This window comes from Massilia sp. TWP1-3-3, from assembly GCF_049897805.1.
Classification (GTDB): Bacteria; Pseudomonadota; Gammaproteobacteria; order Burkholderiales; family Burkholderiaceae_D; genus Telluria_A.
Map to the genome: position 1 here is coordinate 202,023 of NZ_JAFCWX010000006.1, position 23,977 is coordinate 225,999.

Below are 23,977 nucleotides of genomic sequence, written 5' to 3' on the forward strand. Positions count from 1 at the left end.
TGCATGCGACTACCAACCCTTGCGGCCCTGGCCGCCGCGATGCTGGCCAATAGCGCCGGCGCCACCACCGTCCGGATCCATTACGAGGCGGGCCAGCGCGCGATTTTCCTGCGCGGCGACAAGGGACCGATGTCGTGGACCAAGGGCGCACCCGCCTTGGCGGGGCCGGGCCAGGTGTGGACCTACACCTGGCCCGACCGGCTAGGCGACGTCACCATGAAGCCGGCCCTGGGCAAGGACCAGGTCTCGACGGGGGGCGCGTATCGCATCAAGGCCGGCGCCACCGAAGACATCTACCCGTTCTTTGGCGTGGCGACCGGACGCGTGACGATTGTCGACGCCATCGCCTCGCCCCAATTGAAAAACAGCCGCAAGCTGCGCATCTACCTGCCGCCCAGCTACGGCGAAAACGCGGCCAAGCGCTATCCGGTGCTGTACATGCACGATGGCCAGAACCTGTTCGACGCCAAGGCGGCGGCGTATGGCGTTGAATGGGGCATCGACGAAACTGCCGACCGTTTGATTGATGCCGGCGCAATGGACGAAATCATCGTGGTCGGCATCGACAACACGCCCGACCGGATACCCGAGTACACGCCCTGCTGCGACCCCAAGCATGGCGGCGGCATGCTGGACGCCTATGAAGCTTTTGTAATCGACACCGTCAAACCCTATGTGGACCGCACCTGGCGCACGCTGCCGGGGCGCGAGACGACCGCGATCATGGGCTCGTCGCTGGGCGGCATCGCATCGGTGGCCATCGCGCAGCACCGGCCGCACGTGTTTTCCAAGGCGGGCGGGGTATCGAGTTCGTTCTGGTGGAATGAAGGGAGCATGGTCGCCAAGCCGGCGGCGCGGGTGCCGGTGAAGTTCTATCTCGACGCCGGCACCAGGGACGATGGCCTGGAAGGCACCGAGGCGATGCGCGACGCCATGCTCAAACAGGGCTACCGGCTCGATGCCGACCTGAGGTTTTTTGCCGCCGAGGGCGGCATCCACAATGAAGCATCGTGGGCGGCGCGGGTGGACCGGCCGCTGACCTGGTTCTTCCCGTGGGGGAGCACCAGGCAGTAACTTTTCTATTGCGTGGCTATTACCTTGAGTGGCGCGCGTTCAGCTTCAGTGAACTGATCTTGGCGAAATCCATCGGCTTGACGACATGCTCGTCAAAGCCGGCATTCATCGCCAGTTCGCGGTCGCGTGTCTGGCCGTAACCGGTCAGCGCAATCAGGAACGCATTTTCCAGCCCCGCGATCTCGCGCATCCTGGTGGCGACCTGGTAGCCGCTCATGTCGGGTAAACCAATATCGAGGAACACATACGCCGGCTGGAACTCGGCCGCGCGATCTAGCGCCTGCTGGCCGCTGTAGGCCACCTTGACTTCATGGCCGTCGATGGTGAGCAGTTCGGCCAGCATGTCGGCCGCGTCCACGTTGTCGTCGACCACGAGGATGCGCGTGGCCACCACTTCATCGGGCACTTCGGCCGCGCCCTGGTCGTCGCCGCGGTCGAAGGCAAAGATCGGCAGCCGCACTTCGAACGTGCTGCCCTTGCCTTCGCCCTTGCTGGACGCGGTCACGCTGCCGTGGTGCATTCCCACCAGCGTGCGCACCAGCGACAGGCCGATGCCCAGGCCGTCCTGCACGCGGTCGTCGGCAAAGCCGTCCTGGGTGAACATGTCGAACACCATGTCGAGTTTACCGGCATCGATGCCGATACCGTTGTCGCTCACGCGGATCAGCAGCTCGCGCCCGTCCACCTCGACATCGAGCCCGATCGCGCCCTTGGGCGCGGTGAACTTGACGGCGTTGTGCAGCAGGTTGCCGACGATCTGGGTCAGGCGCACATTGTCGCCCTCGATCCAGATTTCGCGCTCGGGCAGCTTGACGCTCAGCTGCTGCTCGCGCATTTCCACAATATGCGCCACCGACTCGCAGGCGCTGTCGATGAAGGTGCGCACCTTGACCCGTTCCTGGTGCAAGGTGATTTTGCCGCGCGAGATGCGGGCTACATCAAGCAGGTCTTCCACCAGCCGCACCAGGTGGCCCGTGTGGCGCAAGATCGTCTTGCGCGCCTGGTCCTGGCGCGGCGGCACTTCAGGGTCCAGGCGGCACAGCAGCTCCACCGCAGTGCGGATCGGCCCCAGCGGGTTGCGCAGTTCGTGCGCCAGCGTGGCCAGAAAATCGTCCTTGCGGCGGTCGACGTCGCGCAGTTCGCGTTCGACCCGGCCCAGGCGCAGCAGCGCCTTGACATTGGCGATCAGTTCTTCAGGCTCGATCGGTTCGAACAGGTAGTTGTCGGCGCCGCCTTCGAGCGCGCGGATCTTGTCGGCCACGCCGATATACGAGGCCGACATTTGCAGCACCAGGATCGCGCGCGTGGCCGGATCGGCCTTGAGCAGGCGGCATACTTCGAGCCCGTTGATGTCGGGCAGTTTGACGTCCAGCAGCACCAGGTCCGGCTTGTCTTCGCGCGCCCGGTACAGCGCTGCGCTGCCGCTGGCCGCTTCAATCACCTTGAAGCCGGCGTGGGTCAGGATGCGCGTCTTGGCGTAGCGGGCAGCTTCGCTGTCATCCACGTTGAGGATGACGGAGTCGGAAAATGGCATGGACGTCATGGGATACCCTAAATCGGTTGGTTGCTATCTGGTTGCTTGCTGTTTGAAGAGGTGCCGGCGGCGTCTGGCGGTGCGATGTACACCAGTGGGATCGCCGCCGTGAAGACCGAGCCGGCGCCCAGCACGCTCCTGGCATGCACGCTGCCATTGAGCAGCGCGGCCAGCTTGCGGCACAGCGGCAGCCCCAGCCCGGTGCCCTTGACCTTGGCCTGCAGGCGGTTTTCAATCTGGTTGAATTCTTCGAAGATCATGTCGAGGTGGTCGGCGTCGATGCCCAGGCCCGTATCGGCGACGGAAAACTCGATCTCGCCGTGGCCCGGGCGCAGCACGGCCTGTACCAGGATTTCGCCCGACTCGGTAAACTTGATCGCGTTCGAGACGAAATTGCGCAGTATCTGGGCCAGCTTGCCCTGGTCGGTATAGATGGCAAGGCCGGGCGCCGGCGCGCGAAACACCAGCGCCAGCGCAGGGTTCACCAGCAGCGGACGCAGCATGCCGCGCAGGGTGCTGAACATGTCGGCAATGTCCACATGGTCGGGATAGACCACCACCTTGCCCGCTTCAATCTTGGCCAGGTCGAGCAGATCGTCGACCATGTCGCCCAGCGACACGGTCCCCTGCAAGATGAAGTTGACCTGCTTGTCCTGTTCCGGCGACAACTCGCCGTCGGTGCGCGCCAGCAGCAGCTTGGCCAGCGCCCGGATCGAACTTAACGGGGTGCGAAATTCATGGCTCATGTTCGACAGGAAGCGCGACTTCATCTGGTCGGCGCGGTGCAGGTTGGCGGCCCGGTCGTCGAGCTCCGCGTACAGCGCCACCATGCCGCGGTTGGTCTCTTCCAGTTCGCCCGTCAACTGCAGCAGTTCTTCCTGGCGCGCCTTGAGTTCGGCCATGGTGCTGAGCAGTTCGTGGTTTTGCTGCTGCACTTCCGCCAGCATCGAGTCGGGCAGGCGCGCGCGCAGTCGCTCGCCCAGGTCGCCCACCATCGGCGCCGTCATCCGTCCGCAGTCGAGCGGCAGCAGTTTGTGCATGATGATCTGGGTGCCCGAGCCGAGCGCGGTGCGGATGTCGAAACGGTCCATCAGGCGCTTGGCGCCCAAAATTCCCAGGCCTTTGCCGGTGGACGACTTGTAGCCGCCGTCGAGCACTTCGTCGAGGTGGCCAAAGCCCGGCCCCAGGTCTTCGATCCTGATTTCGAGGACCTGGTTGCCATCGACTTCGCAGATCGAAAACTCGACCCGCCCGCCCTGCGCGTAGTTGTAGACATTGCGCGCCAGCTCGGAGACCGAGGTGGCGATGCGTACCTGGTCTTGCATTGCAAAGTTGCAGTGGACCGCGATTTCACGCGCGCGCTGGCGCGCGGCAATCACGTCCAGCTCGGTGCCGACTGCCAGCTTCAGTATCCGCAACGTCATGCGTGGGTGCTGCGCTGGCGCACCACGACGACCATGGCGTCGTCGCGCTTGCGCGCAAAATCGCGGTACAGCACGGCGGCGATCAGGCTCGGATGGCGAAACACCAGGCCGGGGTAGCTGTCCAGGTCCCAGCGCGTGGCGATCCCGTCCGAATCCAGGATCACCATCGCGCCAGGCTCCCACGGATGGCAAAATTCCTGCACCTTGCGCAGGTTGCTGCCCACGATGCCGTTGTGCGACATCAGGTGGCGCCGCGCGCCGTCGGTAAAAATGCAGCCGGCGATATTGCCTACGCCGACAAAGCCGAGCTGGCCCTTTTCTTCATCGATCACGGCAATGGCCATCGCCGCGCCGCGCGTGCCGCGCAGCGCTTCGTGCGCCAAGGCGATGAGCGACGTTGCGCTCAGGTCCGGCCGCTGCGAGGCCAGCACCACCGCCGGGTCGGATGCCAAGGCGGCATCCGGGCCGTGGCCCAGGCCGTCGGCGGTGCAGATGGCCACGCTCGACCGGCCCATGCCGATGTCCCACGCGTCGCCGCACGCTTCTTCGCCGGCGACCGGCAAGCACACCGCGCCCACCTGCCAGTCGGAAGACGCAGCGCCCACGCCGTCGCCCCAGACCACCATCATGAGCACCGTGCCCAGGTCCTCGGTCGAATAGACGTCGAACTCCTGCGACAGGCGGCGGATGGCGCCCAGGCCCACGCCATAGGTGCCGGCGGTGGAGACGCCATCTTCCATGCGCAGCGCGATATTGGCCATGCCGGGCCCGCGGTCCAGGGCAATGACTTCGACGCCGAACTTGCCGTCAGCGGCAAGCGTGCGCAGCAAAATCTCGCCCTCGCGCGCGTGCTTGACGATATTGGTCGCCGCTTCCGTGATGACCAGCGCCAGTTGGCCGGCGCGCACTTCATCAAAGCCGACCCGGCGCGCGAGCTCGTTGCCGGCCCGGCGCGCTGCAGCTATCTCGCTCGATTCCCCGATGTGATGGGAGACCTGCCTGCCCAGTTTATTCAAAAGCGCTTCCATTTCGTGATCGTGACGGTGGTGCCTTTGCCCGGGGCGCTATCAATATCGAATTCGTCGGCCAGCCGGCGCGCGCCCGACAGGCCCAGCCCCATGCCGCCGCCGCTGGTATAGCCGTCCGTCATGGCCAGGTCCAGGTCGGCGATGCCGGGTCCCTCGTCGACAAACGTGGCGCGCACGCCGGGCACGCCATCTTCGGTCAGCAGTTCCAGTTGCGCGTAGCCGCCGCCGCCGTAGCGCAGCACGTTGCGCGCCAGTTCGCTTGCCGCCGTGACCATCTTGGTCTGGTCGGTCAGCGAAAATCGCAGCGTGACCATATCGTCGCGCACCATCTTGCGCAGCCTGACCACGTCTTCATCGGTCACCAGGCTCGCGCGCACGGCGCCCTCGCCCGCCGCGCTCACTGGCAGCCCCGCTTGGCCACCGGCGCGCTCATTCCGGTTCCTGCCTGAGCAAGTCCAGGCCGCGTTCGATGTTCAGCGCCGTGCGCACGCCTTCGAGCGTGAGGCCAAGTTCGACCAGCGTGATGGCCACCGCCGGCTGCATCCCGACCAGCACCGTGCGCGCGTCGAGGATCTTGGCCATCGCGGCCGTATTACTGATCATGCGCCCGATGAAGGAGTCGACAATGTCAAGCGCCGAAATATCAATTAATACGCCGGTAGCGCGGTCCTTGACGATGCGCGCGGTCAGGTCGTCTTGCAGCGTCATGGCCAGCCGGTCGTGCATATCGACCTGGATGGTGACCAGCAGCAGGCGGCCGATCTTCAGAATGGGAATGCGATCCATGGCTGTTAAGCCGCGTTCTGCGGACGGGTGATGCTCGAACCGGTGCGCTTGAGCGCCACGACAAAGGCGTCGGCCAGCGTGGCCTTGGTCACCACGTCTTCCAGGTTCACGCCCAGATGCACGATGGTTTGCGCAATTTGCGGGCGGATGCCGCTGATGATGCAGTCCGCACCCATCAGGCGCGCCGCCGCAATCGTTTTGAGCAGGTGCTGCGCGACCAGGGTGTCGACCGTCGGCACGCCGGTGATGTCGATAATCGCAATCGAGGCGCCGGTGTCGACGATTTTTTGCAGCAGGCTTTCCATCACCACCTGGGTGCGGGCGCTGTCGAGCGTGCCGATCAACGGCAGCGCCAGCACGCCGTCCCACAGCTGCACCACGGGCGTGGACAGCTCGAGCAGTTCCTGCTGCTGGCGCAGGATGATCTGCTCGCGCGCCTTCTGGTACACCTCGACGGTAAACAGGCCGAGGCGGTCGAACAGGCTGCTGGTGGCGGCGGTTTCTTCGATCAGGAGCAGCGGATCGTTGGCCAGCTCGGTGCGCAGGTAGGTAAACAGCGGGTCTTTCAGCGAAAAGATGAAGCTGGCCGTCTCGATCGACGAGAAGCCCTGGCGCACGCGCGCCTGCGAGATCTCGGTGAGCATGTGGCGCGTGTCGTCCCAGGGCGCCGCTTCGATATCGGTGGTGGCGCCGCGTTCGATCGCCTGCACCAGCAGCGGCAGGAAGCGCGCCGCCTGCTGGCGCAGTTCGGCTTCGGCGTTCTTGTCGCGGCGAATCATTCGTGTCATCAAGCCTGACAGCCATACTTCCAGCAATTCGGCCTCATACTTGGTAATAATCTTTGCAAGCTGCAAACTTTTATGGTTGGACATTGGATCCTTTGATAGTGGCGTAGAAGAACAAAAAATACGCGATCAGTCGGGCATTATATATACAGAGTGCAATTTATTTGCCGCGCACGAATCGAAAATGATCGACAAACAACATGGCCTGATTCAGGCGCCTGAGGCCAGCCCGATGGCGTACAGCCGCGCGGGGCCGTCGTCAAGCTGCAGCACGCCCTGGTAGCGCATGCCGATCTTGAGCAGCAAGGCATGCGAGGCATGGTTGTGCGGCGAGGTGATGGCCAGCAGGCGGCGCAAGCCGACCGCCTCGCGCGCGTGCACCAGCAGCGCGCGCGCCGCTTCCGTGGCGTAGCCGCGCCCGAAATGCGGCGGCAGCAAGCCGTAACCCAGGTCCACATCATCGAGCGCAGCGCGCTTGATGAGACCAGCCATGCCGATCGGCTCGCCGCTGTGCAGCAGCTCAACCAGGTAAATCGAATGGCCGTGCGTCTGTTGCATGGCCACGGGGCCGGCGGCAATCGCCGCGCGCGCCGCCGGCAGCGTGCGGATGCCGCGGTCGCCGATATTGGCAATGAACGGTTCGCTGTTGAGTAGTTCCAGATAAAACGGCGCATCCTCCTCGTCGATGGTGCGCAGGCGCAGCCGTTCGGTATCGAGTATGTGCATGGCCATGGCAGTCAGCGTCCCAGTCGAAAGCCTGTTTGACCGGGCCGGCCCGGCAAGTTCAATGTCGCGCTGGCGCGCGGCGCTTCGCTTACCACCGCGCCGCGCCGCATCACCAGGCGGCGCGCGGCGCGCAGGCGGATCGCCTCGACCGTGCTGCCGGCGTCCAGCAGCACCAGGTCGGCGTGGCAGCCGGGCGCAATGCCATAGCCGGTCAAGCCCAGGATGTTGGCCGGTGTTTCGGTGACCGCCAAAAAGCAGCGGTGCATCGCTTCCTGGCCCGTCATTTGCGCCACGTGCAGGCCCATGTGCGCCACTTCGAGCATGTCGGCCGACCCCAGGCTGTACCACGGATCCATCACGCAGTCGTGGCCAAAGGCGACGTCGACGCCGGCGGCCATCAGTTCGGGCACGCGCGTCATGCCGCGCCGTTTGGGATAGCTGTCGTGGCGTCCCTGCAGCGTAATGTTGATCAAGGGGTTGGCAATGGCCGCAACGCCCGCCTCGGCAATGAGCGGCAGCAATTTACTGACATAGTAATTGTCCATCGAATGCATCGAGGTCAGGTGCGAGCCCGCCACCCTGCCCTGCAAACCGAGGCGCTGCGTTTCGTATGCCAGCGTTTCGATATGGCGCGACAAAGGGTCGTCCGATTCGTCGCAATGCATGTCCACGCGCAAGCCCTGCTCGGCGGCGTACTTGCACAGCAGCTTGACCGACGCGGCGCCTTCCTGCATGGTGCGCTCGAAATGGGGAATGCCGCCCACCACATCCACGCCCATGCCGATGGCGCGCTTCAGGTTGGCGAAAGCGCCCGGGCTGCGCAAAATGCCGTCCTGCGGGAAGGCCACCAGCTGCAGGTCGAGGTAGGGCGCGACGCGGCGCTTGACTTCCAGCAGCGCTTCGACGGCCAGCAGGCGGTCGTCGCAAATGTCGACATGCGAGCGGATCGCCAGCAAGCCGCGCGCCACGGCCCAGTCGCAGTACTGCATGGCGCGCTCGATCAAGGCATCCTGGGTCAGGCTCGGTTTCAGTTCGCCCCACAGGCTGATGCCTTCCAGTAGCGTGCCGCTCGCATTGACGCGCGGCAGGCCGACGCTCAGGGTGGCATCCATATGGAAATGGGCGTCCACGAAAGGCGGCGTGACCAAGTCGCCTTCGGCGTCAAATTCGCGCGCGCCTTGCAGCGGCAGGCGCTCGGCTACCGCGGCAATTGTTCCACCGTCGATGGCGATGTCGATGTTGCGCCGGCCGTCGGGCAGGCTGGCATTGCGAATCACGAAATCCATAACCGCTCCTGTGCTGGGGGAATCCTGATTGTAGTGCTTGAGTCGGATATGCGTCTAAGCGAATTATCTTTGTCAATCATGCATGCTGCATTGCAATATTTATTGGCGCCAATCTTGGAGAAAGTTCTTTTCAACACCAGCAATCATGGATAGACTAAGGAATATTGCACCGCATCACAAACATCCAAAGGACATCCCATGAGCACTCTTCCGGAACAGTTTTCCGCTGCGAGCAAGTCGCAAGTTGAAGCACAGATGAATTTCTTTCAAAATTTTACCGCAAGGGCACTCGAGAGCGCGCAGAAAATCGTCGCCCTGAACCTGAGCGTTTCGCGCGCGTCGATGGAGAAATCGTCGGCCGCCGTGGTCGAACTGCTGGCCGCCAAGGATCCGCGCGATCTGTTCGCGCTGACCAATCGGACCCAGGAAAGTATTGACGGCTTGCTGGCCTACAACCGCCAATTGATGGCCATTGCCACCGGCGCCGGCGCGGTGCTGGCCGACACGGTTGCCGACGCGAAGCCGGCAGCGCCACAGCCAGGGCTGGCCCTGGTCAAGCCGGAAGCTGAGCCGGAAGCTGAGCCGAAAGCTGAACTGGAAGCTGCGCCGCAAGCTGAACCGGAAGCTGTGCCGCCGGCGCAGTTGAACGCGCAGTTGGAAACCGAGCTGAACGCGCAGCTGAGCCCGGAACCGGCAGCGGTTGAATTTATCGCTCCGGTCGCCGAGCCGCAAGCCGCTGCCCCTGCGGTAGCGGTCGCCACCCCGGCTGCCCCGCTTGACGCGAAAGCCAAGCCCATCGCCAAGGCGCTCGGCAAGGTCGCGCACGGTACCGTGGCCGCCACGCCGGCCGCCGCGCCGGTGCCTGCAGTCGCCACCAAGCCGCTGGTTGTCACCGGCATCAAGCCGGTCGAGGCGTCGCCACCGCCAGCGCCCGTGTCGGGCAAACCGGTCGTCGCCCAGCAGCAGCTCGACTTGCCGACGGCCAAATCCAAGAAGAAGAAATAAAGAAGAAACAAGACCACAATCAGGCGCGCTCAGCGCCGATGGGCCAGAAGTAGTAAATTGACGGGCTTCGGCCCGTTAATTGTTTCTGGCCGCATCAATAGGGTGGGGAATGACTTTATCGCGGCTCGTCTTCAATTTCGTGCGTCGCCACTGGCCTTCCTACGTCTCGTCGGGCACCATGCTGATCGGCGTGGCCGCGTTTACCGTCCTCATTCCGCGCAAGGTGGGCGCCATGATCGACGGCCTGGCCGCGCACACGCTGGGCGCGCACGCCTTGCTGCTCGATATCGCGCAACTGCTCGGCATGGGCCTGGCGATCTACCTGCTGCGCGTGAGCTGGCGATTGCGCCTGTTCGCCGCCGCCTACCAGCTGGGCGTCGAACTGCGCACCCGCTTTTACGCACGCCTGTCGGCCCAGGGTCCGGCCTTCTATCAGCAGCAGCGCACGGGCGACCTGATGGCGCTGGCCACCAACGACATCGACGCCATTGAAATGGCGGCCGGCGAAGCGATGCTGGCCGGCTTTGACGGCTCGCTGACACTGGTGATGGTCTTGGGGATTATGATGCTGGGCGTCGACTGGCGCCTGGCCAGCATTGCGCTGCTGCCGTTCCCGCTGATGGCGTTCGCGTTCTGGCGCATCTCGCGCCACATCCATGTGGCAGCAACCGATTCGCTCAAGCGCTTCTCGGCCTTGAACGACCATGTGCAGGAAGCGCTGACGGGCGTACGTACGCTGCGCGCGCTGGGGCTGGAGCAGCACAGCGCAAAACAGTTCGGCGAGCTTGCCGCGCGCGCTGCCGACGCCAGCCTGGCCGCGCAAAAGTGGGAAGCGGCCTACGAGCCGGCAGTCGGCTGGACGCTGACCGCCGCCAGCGTGCTTACGCTCGGCCTGGGCGGCTACCTGGTGTGGAACAGTGAACTCAGCATCGGTTCACTGACCAGTTTTACGATGTACCTTGGCCAGCTGATCTGGCCCATGTTCGCGGCCGGCTGGGTGCTCTCGCTCATCGAACGGGGGCGCGCCGCGCTGGCGCGCGTGCAGCCGCTGCTGGACGCGCCGCTGTCGGTGGACGATGACGGCACCTTGAGCGCGCTCGCGAGCGGCCCTCTGGTGCTTGATGCCGTCACCTACGCCTACCCGGGCCAGGCCACGCCGGCGCTGGCCGGCATTTCACTGACGCTGCAGCCGGGCCAGACGCTCGGCCTGGTCGGGCCCACCGGCGCCGGCAAGACCACGCTGCTCAAGGTGCTGATGCGCCAGGTCACGCCGCAGCAAGGCAGCGCCTCGTGGGGCGCTCATGCCTTGGGCGACTATACGCTGGCAACCTTGCGCCGCGCGATGAGCTGGGTGCCGCAGGAGTCGTTCCTGTTTTCGGCCACCATTGCCGACAACATCGCACTGGCCCGGCCGCTCGCCACGCGCGCCCAGGTCGAGCATGCAGCCGACATGGCGGCGATCCACGACGACATTTTGCGTTTCCCGGCCGGCTACGAAACCCATGTGGGCGAGCGCGGCATCACCCTGTCGGGCGGCCAGCGCCAGCGCGTGGCCATTGCCCGCTCGCTGCTGGCCGACAGCAGTTTGCTGCTGCTGGACGACGCCCTCTCGGCGGTCGACACCGGCACCGAAACGCGCATCCTCGAGCATCTTGAAGAACTGCGGCGCGGCTCCAGGCAGCGCAGCGCCATCATCGCCAGCCATCGCTTGTCGGCGGTGGTGGGCGCCGACCTGATCGTCGTGCTCAAGGGCGGACGCATCACCGAATCGGGCACCCACGACGCACTGCTCGCGCACGGCGGCTGGTACGCCAGCCAGTGGCGCTACCAACAACTGGAGGCCAGTCTCGATGCACTCTGATACCACGCCCAAGGCGATGCGCGCGCAGGCGGCGCAAGCCTTCGCCCTGTTGCGGCGCGCCGCCCATCCCGACCGCCGCCACCTGGGCTGGGCCACCTTCTGGCTGATCCTGGCCGCCGGCCTGGAAGTGATCGGCCCGATCCTTGGTAAGGCGCTGATCGACGAACATCTGCTGCCGCGCCACCTCGACTGGCCGCGCATGGCCACCCTGCTGGGCGCCATGCTGCTGACCGGCTGGATCGCGTCCGGCCTGCGCTACCTGCAGCTGGTGCGCCTGTCGGGCCTGGCGATGCGCTCGGTGCAGCGCCTGCGCGAATGGGTGTTCGGCCATGTGCTGCGCCTGCCGATGGCGTTTTTCGACCGCGCCGTGACGGGCCAGCTGATCAGCCGCGTGACCAACGACACCGAAGCGGTCAAGACGTTGTACATCCAGGTGCTGTTTGCCATTCTCGACAGTCTGATCGTGCTGATCGGGACCATGATCGCCATGGCGTGGCTGGACTGGCGATTGATGCTGATCGTGCTGGCGCTGGTGCCGGCGGTGGTGGCCATCGTGTTCCTGTACCAGCGCCTGTCGGCGCCGGCCGTCACGCGCGCGCGCGCGCTGCGCAGCGAGATCAATGGCCAGATCGCGGAATCGATCAGCGGCATGAGCGTCCTGCAGGCCAATAATGCGCAATCGCGTTTTGCCGAGCGCTTCGCCGCCACCAACCACGGCCACTACAAGGCGCGCCTGGCCGAACTGCGGGCCAACGCGTTTTTGCTGCGGCCCGCGCTCGACTTTTTGAACGTGGTGCTGCTGGCGGTGGTGATCTACAGCTTTGGCCAGCGCGAGATGAATGCGATCGAGGTGGGCGTGCTGTACGCCTTTATCAGCTACATTGCGCGCGTAATCGAGCCGCTGATCCAGATCACCATGCAGTTCAGCGGCTTGCAGCAGGCAGTGGTGGCAACGGCGCGCGTGTCGGCCTTGCTGGACGAAGCGGGCGCGCCTGAACACGATGCCGGCAAGGGCGCTGCAGCACAGGGGGCGGGGCCGGTGGCCGGCGCGCCGGCGGTGGCAATTCGCAACCTGACGTTTGCGTATGCACCCGGACAGGATGTGCTGCACCAGCTTAGCCTGGCTGTGCCGCAGGGCGCGTTTTTCGGAATCGTCGGGCATACCGGCAGCGGCAAGTCGACGCTGCTCTCGCTGCTGCTGCGCTATTACCCGTCGCCGCCAGGCTGTATCGAGATCAACGGGCGGCCGCTGGACGCCATCGACAATGAACATTTTCGCGCTGCCGTGGGGCTGGTGCCCCAGGATCCGTTCCTGCTGGCGGCGTCCGCGCGCGAAAACATCGACATGGGGCGCGGCTTGCCGCACGCGGCGATCGAAGAGGCGGCGCGCGCGGCGCATGCGCACGGTTTCATCATGGCGCTCGAACATGGCTACGAGACCTCGCTCGGCGAAAGCGGCTCGCGCCTGTCGAGCGGACAAAAGCAGCTGATCGCCATTGCGCGCGCGCTGGCCGGCAAGCCGCGCATCCTGCTGCTGGACGAAGCAACGTCGCGCATCGACAGCCAGACCGAGCAGGTCGTGCAGGAGGCAATGAATGAATTGCGCGGCAAGGTAACCATCATCGCCATTGCGCACCGCTTGTCGACCATCCGCGACGCGGACCAGATCGTGGTGCTCAATCACGGCCGGATCGAGGAATCGGGACCGCATGATGCGCTGATGCAGATCGACGGTGGCCTGTATCAGCGCTTGTATTTGCTGCAGCAGCTGGCCGTGTAAGAGCGCGCCGAGGGTTTAGTTCGAGAACCCCTGCAGCGCCGGCTTCGCATCATGGCGCAAGCCCCACCATGGTTTGAAGGCGAGATTGCCAACGCGCGCCCGGTGCCAGGGCGCGTTGGCGTCAATCGGCCGCACCACGGCCGGCGGCGACACCAGCATCGCGGTGGTGTCGTCCGGCGCCGTGGTTCCGGCTACCAGCACCTGCTTGCCGAAGTGATTGGCGTACGCGATCCCCAGCGCCACATTGGTCAGCGCGGTGCCCGCCCCCATCTCGCCCAGCAGCGCCGGCGTATCGAAGGCCTGCTTCGTAAAGTCGACCGTGCCCAGCGCCGCCGCCAGGCTGGCACGGCGCGGCGCCGACGTTGCGCTCTGGTTGCCCGCATCGTGAATCACGTACCCGATGTCCGCTGGCCGCCGGCCCGCATTGCGCGTCGCTTCGGCCAGCGTGGCGGGCCACGTCGCGCCGGCCTTGCGGGTGGCCGGATAAGCCAGCCAGGCCAGCGGCGCGCGCTCGGTCTTGTAGGCGGGGCCGGCCAGCATCAGCAGCACCATGTTCTCGTTGATTTGCTTTTCCTTGGGCGGAAAACTCGGTGCGTCCCAGTTCATGACCCACACTGTCTGGTCCGGGTGCGCCTCGAGGTAGGCCAGCGCCGCCGACAGCGACGCGAAGCCGGCATTGGCCCCGCCGAGCGTGACCTGCACGTCCGGCGGCGTGGCGCGCGTCCACAGCGTGGGCGCGAACTTGTTGCCGATTTCAAAGCGGGCCGTGATGCTGTCGCGCGTGAACGCTGCCGCCGTGGCCGCATCCAGGCCGCTCTTGGGCAGCGCGTACTCGACATGGATGCCGGCCAGTTCGCGCCAGGTGCTCTTGTCTTGCAGCGAGTAAGCGTTATAGAAATACTGGGAGCTTGAAAAATAATTCTCGTGAAATTGCCCGGTCAACTCCCGCACGTATTTTTGATGGTAGGAGGCCAACTTGGTTTTGCCTGCCTTGCCCTTGGCAATGGCGTTCAGCGCTTGCACCGAGGCATATTTCTTGGGTAAGGGCTTGGTGTCGGTCTTGTTCGGCTGGACCAGTCCCAGCGTCCACAGCAGTTGCCATTCGACCGGATAGTCGCGCCGCTGCAGGGGGTTGAGCCACTGCAGGCCGACCACTTGCGCCATGAAAGGTGCAACCACGACCGGCGCGCTGGCCTCCACCGCCGGCGCCGGGGGCGCGGCGCAGCCCGCCAACATGGCGCCAATGCTCACTGCCAGCACAACCCGGACCCGCCGTACACCGCGCGTGGAATTTTGTGTGAACATGAATAAGATTCTATATTGCTCTTAAATTAACGTTCTAGTGTGCGGCAAACGCGACTGTTGGTCAAGTCCTGTTCGTTCAGGCGGCGCGCCGGTTCCACCAATACCCGCCAACCAGCGCCAGCGCGCCGACGGCCAGGTAAGCGAGCGCCGAATGCGCGTTGGCCACGCCGTTAAAGCCAAAGGCATCGATCATCGGCACCGTGACGACATTGACGGCGACGTACAGGCCAAACAAGAACAGCGCCAGGAACAGGCGCGAGGTGCCGGCGCAGCGCCCGAACAAGCTGGCCAGCGCCGACAGGCACAGCACCCCGGCCACCAGCGCCAGGGCGCGCACCGGCTGCGTGAGCGAAAAGCGCAGCGCCACCATGCCCATGAACATGAAGCCGAGCAGCGCCGTGGCCGCGTACTGGCGCACGAAGCGCCGGATGACGCCCCCTTTCACGGCGCCCGTCATCTCTTGCGTATCAGCTTCCATATCACGCGTACTCAGGTTGCACACCAGGATGCCCCAACGCGCCGCCGAGAACATCAGGAGCGGACCGAGTGCCTTGGCTGGCACCACCATGGCGGCCAGCGTGATGCCCAGCACGGCGACGAGCGCGGACGGCGAAGTGACGAACGTGAGCGCGATGTCGGCCAGTACCTGGCCCGCCATGCCGGGCAGCCTGGCGGCCAGGCGAAACAGCGGCTGCACGGTTTTGGCGAGCGGGCGCAGCATCCCATCGAGCACGTCCAGCGGCGAGCGGCGTTTGGCCGCGCTCGAGATCTTGACCAGGTCGGGCGAAAAGCGGTGGAACAGCAGCACCGCCGGCAGCAGCGGCAGCAAGGCCAGCGCGCCTGACGCACAGCGCATGGCGACCAGCCTGGCCGACCATAGCGAGTGCGGCAGCGTCAAGGGCGCCAGTGCCGCGTCGAACGAGCCGCCGCCGAGCGAAATATTGGTCGTGTCGAAGCCTTGGCGAATCAGCAGCATGGCTGCGCCAATGCCGGAAAAATCGAACATCGTCACCAGCGGCACGTGGCGCGACACGCCCGCCGTGACGGCGATGGCCGCACTCAGCTGAAAACACCAGACAAAAAAGTACAGCACGTCGCCCGCCTTGCCCATCAGAGAAGCGACGCTGTCGAACAGGATCGCGCAGCTGACGGTAAAGAACAGCATCGGCAACAGCAGCAGCGCGTAGATCTGCAGGTAAACCAGCAGCGCGATCGGCCCGTCGCCGCGCACCAGGTGCAAGGCAAGCATGGTGCACATGAAGGCGACCATCAGCGCGCCCAGGTAGGCCACGCCGCCCGCCCAGCGGCTTACCAGAAACAGCGCATTGCCAACCGGCGTGGCGCCGATCACGCTGCCGATCCCGCTGCGCACGTCTTCAGCGACCCGGCCGCGCACCAGGTAAAACCCGCCCAGGCCAAACAGGATACAGGCCAGCGACGCGCTGCCGATGGCGATCACGTTGCTGGTATAGAGCACGCGCGTATTGTTGATGACGATGACGGCGTCGCCGCTTGCCGGGTCGCCCATCATGGCCCAGCTGATGATGGACACGGCCAGCAGCGCGACCAGGGTCGAGGTGCGGCGCAGGCGCAGCCTCACTTCATTCATCGCCAGCGCCTTGAAGGCGGCGAAGTTCACGCGGCCTCCTGGAGTGCCTGGCGCTGCGCCATCAACGCTTCTTCCAGGCTCGGCTCAACCAGCTGCGCCCCGGCGCACGGCGATTGACCGTGGGTGATGCGCAGCGCCACCGTCTGGCCCTGGCGCTGCGCGTGCAGCACGTGAACCCTGGCGCGCAGCGCGTCGTAGTCGGCCGCCTCGACGCTGGCCGCCCACACCCGCCCGCGCGCGTGCTCCAGGATCGCTTCGGGCGTGTCGCACACTACCAGGCTGCCCTTGTTCATGATGGCCAGCTGGCCGGCGATGGTCTCGACGTCGGACACGATGTGGGTCGAGATGATGACCAGCTTATTGAAGCCCAGGTCGGCCAGCAGGTTGCGAAAGCGCAGCCGCTCTTCCGGGTCGAGGCCCGCGGTCGGCTCGTCGACCACGAGGATCTCCGGGTCGTTCAGCAGCGCCTGCGCGATGCCGAGGCGGCGCCGCATGCCGCCCGAGAACGCGGCTGCGGGACGGTCGGCCTTGTCGTGCAGGTTCACCAGCTCGAGCAGGTAGCGGATGCGGGCCGGGTCGCGCACGCCCTTGAGCGCGGCGAAGTACTGCATGAATTCGAGCGCCGACAGATTCGGGTAGACGCCAAAGTCCTGCGGCAAAAAGCCAAGCCGGCGGCGCATGTGGTCGGGCTTCTTGACGATGTCGACGCCGTCGAAGACGATCTGGCCGCTGGACGGGCGCATCAAAGTGGCGATCATCTGCATCAAGGTGGTCTTGCCGGCGCCGTTGTGGCCGATCAGACCGACTACGCCGCGCTCGAGCGTGAGCGACACGTCGCTCACCGCAGTGACGTTCTTGCCGAATTGTTTGACGACGTTGCGGATCTCAAGCATGGCGATTCCTGGTCTGGAGGGTTGGTATGTAGGCAATGTAAGGCAGAGCGAGCGCGCCGTTGGGGGCAATCGGACAAAGCGCAGGAATCACGGCATAGAAGGCGAATCGGGCCGATGCGTCACCTGAGCTGCCAATCAATATTAAACAGACATGCATTTTATCCAACACATTCTGTATTTGTGCACATCACGAGAAAATTTCGATACTGGTTGAGATTTCCATGCTGCAACAAGAATATAATTACCGCCGTAGTCTCTCCACAAGACTATTAATCATTTGCAATGGGAACCGGATGTTGGCTAGGTCATCGGACAATTCGTGGGCTCGCAAGAGCCGCAGCATGCTGGCACCGCTATGCCTGCTGTCGTCGCTCGCCCTGGCCCAGCCGCCCACCATTCATGACCGTCTCGAGCAAGTGGCCGAAGAGCGCTTCGTGCCGCCCAGGGCGCGCGCCTTGCTGCTCAAGCTCGACGCCGAGTCGCGCAGCGCGCCGCTGCGCGACAAGGCAGACTACCTTGAATTACTCAGCTGGTCGCACCGAGCCAATGGCGACAACAAGACCGGCACTGCGGTTGCCGACGAATTGATGGCGCTGGCGCGCTCGAGCAAGGACAACCGCACGCTGGCCATGGCCCTGATGACGAAGGGTTATTCGGCCTTTGCAAACAATGAAAAAACTTTGTCGCACCAGCTGGTGTGGGAAGGCGAGCGGGTCGCCAACCTGACCGACGACCTGCAGCTGCGCACGCGCGCCACGCTCTCGTCGGGCGATGCGTATGTCGAAGACGGCAATTTTCCGGCTGCGCTGGGCAAGATCCAGGTCGGCCTGAAATTGGCGCGCGAGCTGGGCAAGCCGCGCCTGGTGGTCACCGCGCTCGATGCGCTGGCCACGCTGTACGGCCAGATGCACGAGTTTGACAAAGGTTTCGAAACGCTGGCCGAAGCGACGGCGATCGCCGAAAAGACCAACTCGCCTGGCCGCATGTCAGCGCTGAAATCGACCGAATACGGCCTGGCGATCCAGACCAACCAGCCGCAGCGCGGCCTGCGCGCGCTGCTGGCCGGGCTCGAATACGAAAAGCAGATCGGCGCGGATGGCATGATGGCGTCCTCGCTGGTCAACCTGTCGGACAGCTACCTGAAGGAGCGCGACTACCAGCGCACCATCGATTACGCGCTGCAGGCGATCGCCGCAGCGCAGAAAATCAACGACGACAATACCATCGCCACCGGCCGCCTGAACCTGGGCCAGGCCTTTCTGGGCCAGGGCCGCATGGCCGAAGGAAAAAAGAACTTCGAGGAAGGCCTGGCCTGGTATGAAAAATCGGGCAACAAGCCGGAGCTGCAAGATGTCTTGATCGAGTACGGCGCCGCGCTGGAACGCGCGGGCGACTACGCGGGCGCGGTCAAGGCTTATCACCGCGAGCGCGCAATCTCCAACGAGCTGTTCGAAAAGCGGCGCCAAAAGGCCACCTGGGAACTGCAGGAAAAGTACGAAGCGGAGAAAAAGCAGCGCCAGATCGAGCTGCTCAGCCGCGAGAACCAGCTCAAGACCACCGAGATCGACAACCGCCGCCTGCAGCAGCGCGTCTGGTGGCTGCTAGCCGTGGTCTTTGCGCTGGCCGCCGGCATCGTCGGCATCCTGTACCGCAAGGTGCGCCACGCGAACGCCCAGCTCAAGGTCAAGAACCTGGAACTGAAGCAGCAAAGTTCGCGCGATCCGCTCACGGGCCTGTACAACCGGCGCCACTTCCAGGAATTCATGCGCACCCACCTGCAGGTGGAAAAGCGCGGCGCCGGCACCTCCGGCGAAGAGATCGTGGGCGCCCTGTTCCTGCTCGACGTCGACCATTTCAAGCACGTCAACGACACCTTCGGCCACGCCGCCGGCGACGCCGTGCTGAAAATGATCTCCGACAGCATGCGCGACATCTTGCGCGAGACCGACATGATCGTACGCTGGGGCGGCGAAGAGTTCCTCGCCTTCTTGCCGGCCATTCCGCGCAGCGGCGTCGAGGAAATCGCGCGCCGCCTGCTGGTGGGCATTTCATCGACCGTGATCGAGTACCAGGACACCAAGATTGCGGTGGATGTGTCGATCGGCTTTGCGCCGTTTCCGCTGGTGCCCGGCACCCACGCGCTGCCATGGGAGCGCGCTGTCAACCTGGTTGACATGGCGCTGTATCTGGCCAAGGCGCACGGGCGCAACCGCGCCTACGGTGTGCGCGGATTTTCGAACTTCGAGCAAACTTCGATGGAATCGATCGAACAGGATCTGGAGCGCGCCTGGCGCGCAGGCTTCGTCGACCTGTCGATCGTGCTGGGCGGGAGCAGTGCGCCGCCGCTGCCGCGCACTGCCGGCGCGCCCGAGCAGCGCGCGCGCGTGTAAGGGCGGCGAGCCAGCTTGCCGAAAGGCGCCCGCCAAAGGCGCCCTGCCGTCGCCTTGTCGTCCTATTTGCCCGCTTCCTGGATCTTCTCCCCCGCCTGCTCGACCTTCTTGCCCACTTCGACGGTCGCCTTGTCGATGCCGCGGCTGGCGTCGGCAGTGGCTTCCTCAATATTTGAACGCGTCTGCTGCGCGGCGTCCTTCATCGCCTTTTGCGCTTCATTGGCCTTGTCGATCGGCTTGTGCAGTTCGGCCGCAATCTGGTCGCCCGTCTTGTCGAGGGCGGCGCCCGCCTTTTGCGCCGGCCCTACCGGCTCGCCCGGCTTGGTACAGGCGCCCAGCGCTGCGAGCATGGCAAGCGCGACGGCGCTGCGGGTAAAAATAGTCGTGTTCATGGTGCCCTCATACGGTTGTGGTTGCCCTGTAGCATACACCCGCGCACGAGATTACGGTTGACAGTTGCTGCTGCAATCCTGACAATAGAACGACCGTTCGATTTTCAGAGAAAGAGACCGCCATGACCTTGCACACTGCCAGCGCGCACCGGATTTGTCCATTTTGCGAAGCCGCCTGCGGCCTCGCACTCGATCTGGAAGAGCGCAAGGTGGTGCGCATCCGGGGCGACGCGAAGGACGTGTTCTCGCACGGCTTTTTGTGCCCCAAGGCGATCGGTCTGAAAGACTTGCACGACGACCCGGACCGCCTGCGTACGCCCCTCATCAAGCGCGCCGGCGTCTTTATGGAAGCGAGCTGGGAAGAAGCCTACGCCGAAATTGAACGGCGCCTGCCTTCCATCATCGCCGCCGGCGGGCCGAACGCGGTGGCCACCGTGCTCGGCAACCCGGTCTCGCACAAGATGGGCCTGTCGCTCTACTTTCCGCCTCTAGCCCGCGCACTTGGCACGCGCAATATGTTCTCGGCCTCGAGCGTGGACCAGATCCCCAAGATGCTCGCGTGCGGCCTGATGTTCGGCAGCTGGATGTCGGTGCCGGTACCCGACATCGAGCGTTCCGATTTTCTACTCATGCTGGGCGCCAATCCCATGGTCTCGAACGGCAGCCTGTGGACGGTGCCCGACTTTCGCGGCAAGGCCAAGGCGCTGCGCGCGCGGGGCGGCCAGATTGTCGTCATCGACCCGCGCCGCACCGAAACGGTGGCCGTGGCTGACGTCCACCACTTTATCCGGCCCGGGGCCGACGTCTTTTTCCTGCTCGGGATCGCACACACGCTGTTCGACGAGCAGCTGGTGCGCCTGGGCCGGCTGGACGGGCACGTTGCCGGCGTGGCCGAACTGGGCGCGGCACTGCGCGCCTTCGCACCCGAGGCCATGGCCGGGCGCTGCGGCATTGGCGCGGCCACCATGCGCGAGCTGGCGCGCACGCTTGCGGCCACGCCGCGCGCCGCCGTGTACGGGCGCATCGGTACCTGCACCCAGCAATTTGGCACGCTGTGTTCGTGGCTGATCGACGTCATCAACGTGCTCTCGGGCCATCTGGACGAGGAAGGCGGTGCGATGTTCCCCAAGGCGGCTGCCTTTGCCGCCAACACGCGCGGCGCGCCGGGCGCCGGGCGCGGCATTGTCAGCGGCCGCTATCGTTCGCGCGTCTCGGGCGTGCCCGAAATGCTCGGCGAACTGCCGCTGACCTGCCTGGCCGAAGAAATCGACACGCCCGGCCCCGGCCAGATCAAGGCGCTGATCGCCATTGGCAGCAATCCGGTGCTGTCGGCGCCGAACGGCGCGCGCCTGGCTGCCGCGCTCGACGGGCTCGACTTCATGGTCAGCATGGACATCTACCTCAATGAAACCTCGCGCCACGCCGACGTGATCTTGCCGGGACTGTCGCCGCTGGAAGAAGCCCATTACGACGTCACCTTCACCCAATTCTCGCATCACAACCATGCGCGCTACAGTGCGCCCGTGCTGGCGCGCGCGCCCGGCCAGCCCGAAGAATGGGAGAGCATGCTGCGCATCGCGGCCATCGCCATGGGACTGGGCGCGCAGGCCGACATCGGCGCGCTGGACGACGCCGCGCTCGAGCAGGAGGTGCACAAGACGATGGGGGCGGCTGCTCCCGCCGTGCTGGCCGCGCTGGCGCCGCTCAAGGGCGCCGAGCGCAAGCTGGAACTGGCGCTGCGCAGCGGTCCGTATGGCGACCAGTTCGGCGCGCAGCCGGGCGGACTGAAGCTGGCGCGCCTCAAGGCCGCGCCTTCGGGGATCGACCTGGGTCCCATGGGCGCGCGCATTCCCGAAGCGCTGCGCACCGCATCGGGCAACATCGAACTGGCGCCGCAGATGCTGCTAGACGACCTGGCGCGGGTGCAGGCCGACCTGGCCTCGCCGGTGCCGGACCTGGTCATCATCGGGCGGCGCCAGCTGCGTTCAAACAACAGCTGGATGCACAATCTGCCGGTGCTGGCCAAGGGCGCCTACCGCTGCACGGCGCTGGTGCACCCGCACGACGCCGCGCGGCTCGGGCTGGCCGACGGCGCCCGGGCCCAAATTAGCAATGGCGCGCGCCAGATCGTCGCGCAGGTAGAAGTGTCGGACGACATGATGCCGGGCGTGGTGAGCCTGCCGCACGGCTGGGGCCATGATTTGCCGGGCACGCAGCTGGGCGTGGCGGCCGAGCGGCCGGGCGTGAACTTGAACGCGCTGCTCGATGAGAATTTGCGCGATCCCTTGTCGGGCAATGCGGTGCTGTCGGGGATCGCGATCAAGATGCAGGCGCTGGGGTAATTCAAAAGCCCAAACCGGCATCGTCCTCGCGCGGCTTATTCTGCCGTGCTGCGCTATCAGAATGTCGGCGCCGACGGCGGATCCGACCTTGCGGCCGGTCGCAGGCGCCGCATTGGGCGCGGCTCTGCGCGCGGCGCCTGCCCGCGTTCGATCCGGTCGATATCGACAAAACTTAAGGGGCGCTGGAGCGCGCGCTGGCCTTGCGAATAATCGAGCGTGGCGGCCAGCCAGGTTTCCAGTCCGGCTTCCACCTGCGCCGTTTGGCGATTAATCTGCGCCACGTCGGCCGTGAGCGCCGCCGCATCCTGGCATGCGCGAAAATGCTTGACCTCGCGCGCGACGCGGCGAATCTCGTGGTTCGAGGTGGAATAGTTCGGAAATACGGGCGCGGCGCAAGCCTGCGTGTCAGCCTTAGAAGCGGCCTGAGCAGCGGTCTGAACAGCGGCCTGAACAGCAGTCTGAGCAGCGGCCTGAACAGCGGCAGACATCAGCAGCAACGCGAACAATGCCAGCGGTTTCGCTTGGTTCATGGCATCTTCCTGTCAGGATAGGATTGAGAGGCCACCTTACGCCGGTTTCGGTGCGTGCGGCGCAAAAGTTACAAGACGATACTTTCCGCTTAAATGCAGCGATCCTCCACCCACACCCGCCCCGCCGCCACGCAGCGCTCGCGCTCGCGCAGCATGCGGTCAGCATGCACCTTGAACGCGGCGCATTCGCGGTTGCCTTCATCGACCATGGTGATGCACGTTTCGAGCTTGTCGACGGCGGCGCGGTAATTACCGGCGCGCAGCGCCCGTTCCGCTTCGTCGATCAGGTTGCGCGCGGACTGTCCCGGCGCCGGCGCGGGCAGCACCGGGCGCGAACGCTCGATCACTTCGGGCAGCGGCAACGGCGCCAGCGGCGGCGCGGCCGCGCGCCGTTCATTGATGCGCGCCTTGAGCTTGCGCGATTCCTCATCCTCGTTCCAGCGCTTGGTGAACTGCGACAGGCGCGCCTGCGCCCGACCGAAATCGCCTTCGGCAAGCGCGCTTTCGACCGCGTTGGTGGTGTCGCCCCAGGCCTTGTCGCGCTGCTTTTTCTTGCCGCAGGTGGCGCTCGCCGTGCTGATGGCCGACTGCAGGCGCTCGAGTTGCGCGGGCGTGGCGCGCGTCATGCGCAGTGCGATGAGCTCGGACTGTGCGTCGTTCAGGCGGCATTCGGCGCTGGCGGTCATCGCGCTTTCAATGCGCGATTCGATTTTCTTGGCGGCGTTCGGCTTGGCGTAAATCCAGATCAGCCATAGCGCCGCCACCGCGACCAGCCACCAGCGCAGGCGCACCGGTTCGCGCCTTGGCGGGGCTGCAGCTCCCATGGGGGCGGGCTTGGCCAGTGGCGGCGTGGGAGGTGGCGGGGACGGAGGGGGCGCGGGAGGCGGTGGGGGCGCGGGAGGCGGTGGGGACGCGGCAGGCGGCAGCGCCTCCGGCACGACAATGACCGGCGCGGCAGCCATCTCCGGCACCACTGCCGCTTCGTCCGCTTCGACGGCACGCTCCGATTCGTAGGCGGCCTGGTACTCAACCTGGTGCCCGCCCTGGCCCTCAGTTTGACGCTCGACCAGATACTCGGCCTGCACCGGGCGCGCCACATGAGACGGATTGACGACGCCGTCGTGCTGGCCGGTGCCGCACCAGGGACAAAAATTCACCCTGCGCGGCAGCTGCCGCGCGCAGGCCGCGTGGATGCAGCGATAAATCACTTGGTCTTGCAGGTTCATT

The 23,977-nt window shown here is 65.2% G+C and carries 20 protein-coding genes; 6 read left to right on the forward strand and 14 right to left on the reverse strand.

The features are described from left to right. Positions 1 to 3 precede the first annotated feature (3 nt). Complete coding sequence (locus tag ACP7D4_RS08215) at positions 4 to 1,074, forward strand: alpha/beta hydrolase (RefSeq protein ID WP_426103373.1); 1,071 nt, start codon at positions 4 to 6, stop codon at positions 1,072 to 1,074. A gap of 19 nt (positions 1,075 to 1,093) precedes the next feature. Here the strand turns inward: ACP7D4_RS08215 and ACP7D4_RS08220 are convergent, their stop codons facing one another. The 8 genes from ACP7D4_RS08220 to ACP7D4_RS08255 form a co-directional block, all read right to left on the reverse strand. Next, a complete protein-coding gene (locus ACP7D4_RS08220) occupies positions 1,094 to 2,617 on the reverse strand; it encodes a response regulator (RefSeq protein ID WP_426208568.1) in 1,524 nt (507 codons plus the stop codon). Between the two features lie 8 nt (positions 2,618 to 2,625). Then, positions 2,626 to 4,032, reverse strand: coding sequence for an ATP-binding protein (locus ACP7D4_RS08225; protein WP_426103375.1), 1,407 nt, complete (start codon positions 4,030 to 4,032; stop codon positions 2,626 to 2,628). Next, positions 4,029 to 5,048 carry an ATP-binding SpoIIE family protein phosphatase gene (locus ACP7D4_RS08230; protein ID WP_426208570.1) on the reverse strand — a complete coding sequence of 340 codons (1,020 nt, stop codon included), beginning with the start codon at positions 5,046 to 5,048 and terminating at the stop codon, positions 4,029 to 4,031. The genes ACP7D4_RS08225 and ACP7D4_RS08230 overlap by 4 nt, the downstream gene beginning before the upstream one ends. Continuing rightward, the gene (locus ACP7D4_RS08235; RefSeq protein WP_426103377.1) at positions 5,045 to 5,461 is read right to left on the reverse strand and encodes an anti-sigma regulatory factor; all 417 of its coding nucleotides are present in this window, start codon (positions 5,459 to 5,461) and stop codon (positions 5,045 to 5,047) included. The genes ACP7D4_RS08230 and ACP7D4_RS08235 overlap by 4 nt, the downstream gene beginning before the upstream one ends. Before the next feature lie 28 nt (positions 5,462 to 5,489). After that, on the reverse strand, positions 5,490 to 5,846 hold the full coding sequence (locus ACP7D4_RS08240; RefSeq protein WP_426103378.1) for an STAS domain-containing protein: 357 nt from the start codon (positions 5,844 to 5,846) through the stop codon (positions 5,490 to 5,492). A gap of 5 nt (positions 5,847 to 5,851) precedes the next feature. Continuing rightward, complete coding sequence (locus tag ACP7D4_RS08245; RefSeq protein WP_426208571.1) at positions 5,852 to 6,718, reverse strand: STAS domain-containing protein; 867 nt, start codon at positions 6,716 to 6,718, stop codon at positions 5,852 to 5,854. A gap of 123 nt (positions 6,719 to 6,841) precedes the next feature. Beyond that, complete coding sequence (locus ACP7D4_RS08250) at positions 6,842 to 7,363, reverse strand: GNAT family N-acetyltransferase (RefSeq protein WP_426208572.1); 522 nt, start codon at positions 7,361 to 7,363, stop codon at positions 6,842 to 6,844. Positions 7,364 to 7,368: 5 nt separating this feature from the next. Then, on the reverse strand, positions 7,369 to 8,643 hold the full coding sequence (locus ACP7D4_RS08255) for an amidohydrolase family protein (protein WP_426208573.1): 1,275 nt from the start codon (positions 8,641 to 8,643) through the stop codon (positions 7,369 to 7,371). 198 nt (positions 8,644 to 8,841) lie between these two features. Here ACP7D4_RS08255 and ACP7D4_RS08260 point away from each other — a divergent pair, with 198 nt between their 5' ends. The 3 genes from ACP7D4_RS08260 (at position 8,842) to ACP7D4_RS08270 (ending at position 13,289) form a co-directional block, all read left to right on the forward strand. Continuing rightward, positions 8,842 to 9,648 (forward strand): phasin family protein, encoded by an 807-nt coding sequence (locus tag ACP7D4_RS08260; protein ID WP_426103382.1) that lies wholly within the window; start codon positions 8,842 to 8,844, stop codon positions 9,646 to 9,648. A gap of 109 nt (positions 9,649 to 9,757) precedes the next feature. Further along, a complete protein-coding gene (locus ACP7D4_RS08265; protein ID WP_426208575.1) occupies positions 9,758 to 11,509 on the forward strand; it encodes an ABC transporter ATP-binding protein in 1,752 nt (583 codons plus the stop codon). Then, positions 11,499 to 13,289, forward strand: coding sequence for an ABC transporter ATP-binding protein (locus ACP7D4_RS08270; RefSeq protein ID WP_426103384.1), 1,791 nt, complete (start codon positions 11,499 to 11,501; stop codon positions 13,287 to 13,289). The genes ACP7D4_RS08265 and ACP7D4_RS08270 overlap by 11 nt, the downstream gene beginning before the upstream one ends. A gap of 15 nt (positions 13,290 to 13,304) precedes the next feature. Here the strand turns inward: ACP7D4_RS08270 and ACP7D4_RS08275 are convergent, their stop codons facing one another. The 3 genes from ACP7D4_RS08275 to ACP7D4_RS08285 form a co-directional block, all read right to left on the reverse strand. After that, the gene (locus tag ACP7D4_RS08275; RefSeq protein ID WP_426103385.1) at positions 13,305 to 14,594 is read right to left on the reverse strand and encodes a hypothetical protein; all 1,290 of its coding nucleotides are present in this window, start codon (positions 14,592 to 14,594) and stop codon (positions 13,305 to 13,307) included. 76 nt (positions 14,595 to 14,670) lie between these two features. Beyond that, positions 14,671 to 16,233: a hypothetical protein gene (locus ACP7D4_RS08280; protein ID WP_426208576.1), complete on the reverse strand. Its 1,563-nt coding sequence runs from the start codon at positions 16,231 to 16,233 to the stop codon at positions 14,671 to 14,673. Then, positions 16,230 to 17,096 (reverse strand): ABC transporter ATP-binding protein, encoded by an 867-nt coding sequence (locus ACP7D4_RS08285; RefSeq protein WP_426208578.1) that lies wholly within the window; start codon positions 17,094 to 17,096, stop codon positions 16,230 to 16,232. Before ACP7D4_RS08285 ends, ACP7D4_RS08280 begins: the two co-directional genes overlap by 4 nt. Positions 17,097 to 17,437: 341 nt before the next feature. Here ACP7D4_RS08285 and ACP7D4_RS08290 point away from each other — a divergent pair, with 341 nt between their 5' ends. Continuing rightward, positions 17,438 to 19,486, forward strand: a complete 2,049-nt coding sequence (locus ACP7D4_RS08290) for a diguanylate cyclase (protein ID WP_426103388.1) — start codon at positions 17,438 to 17,440, stop codon at positions 19,484 to 19,486. A 62-nt stretch (positions 19,487 to 19,548) separates the two neighbouring features. Here the strand turns inward: ACP7D4_RS08290 and ACP7D4_RS08295 are convergent, their stop codons facing one another. Continuing rightward, positions 19,549 to 19,878 carry a hypothetical protein gene (locus ACP7D4_RS08295; RefSeq protein ID WP_426103389.1) on the reverse strand — a complete coding sequence of 110 codons (330 nt, stop codon included), beginning with the start codon at positions 19,876 to 19,878 and terminating at the stop codon, positions 19,549 to 19,551. A 122-nt stretch (positions 19,879 to 20,000) separates the two neighbouring features. Here ACP7D4_RS08295 and ACP7D4_RS08300 point away from each other — a divergent pair, with 122 nt between their 5' ends. Further along, entirely contained in the window at positions 20,001 to 22,220 is a 2,220-nt protein-coding gene (locus ACP7D4_RS08300) for a molybdopterin-dependent oxidoreductase (protein ID WP_426208579.1), read from the forward strand. 56 nt (positions 22,221 to 22,276) lie between these two features. Here the strand turns inward: ACP7D4_RS08300 and ACP7D4_RS08305 are convergent, their stop codons facing one another. Together ACP7D4_RS08305 and ACP7D4_RS08310 are read right to left on the reverse strand one after the other, a co-directional pair. Further along, on the reverse strand, positions 22,277 to 22,750 hold the full coding sequence (locus ACP7D4_RS08305; protein WP_426208581.1) for a hypothetical protein: 474 nt from the start codon (positions 22,748 to 22,750) through the stop codon (positions 22,277 to 22,279). Between the two features lie 89 nt (positions 22,751 to 22,839). Next, positions 22,840 to 23,976, reverse strand: coding sequence for a hypothetical protein (locus tag ACP7D4_RS08310; RefSeq protein ID WP_426208582.1), 1,137 nt, complete (start codon positions 23,974 to 23,976; stop codon positions 22,840 to 22,842). Between the last annotated feature and the right edge of the window lies 1 nt (position 23,977).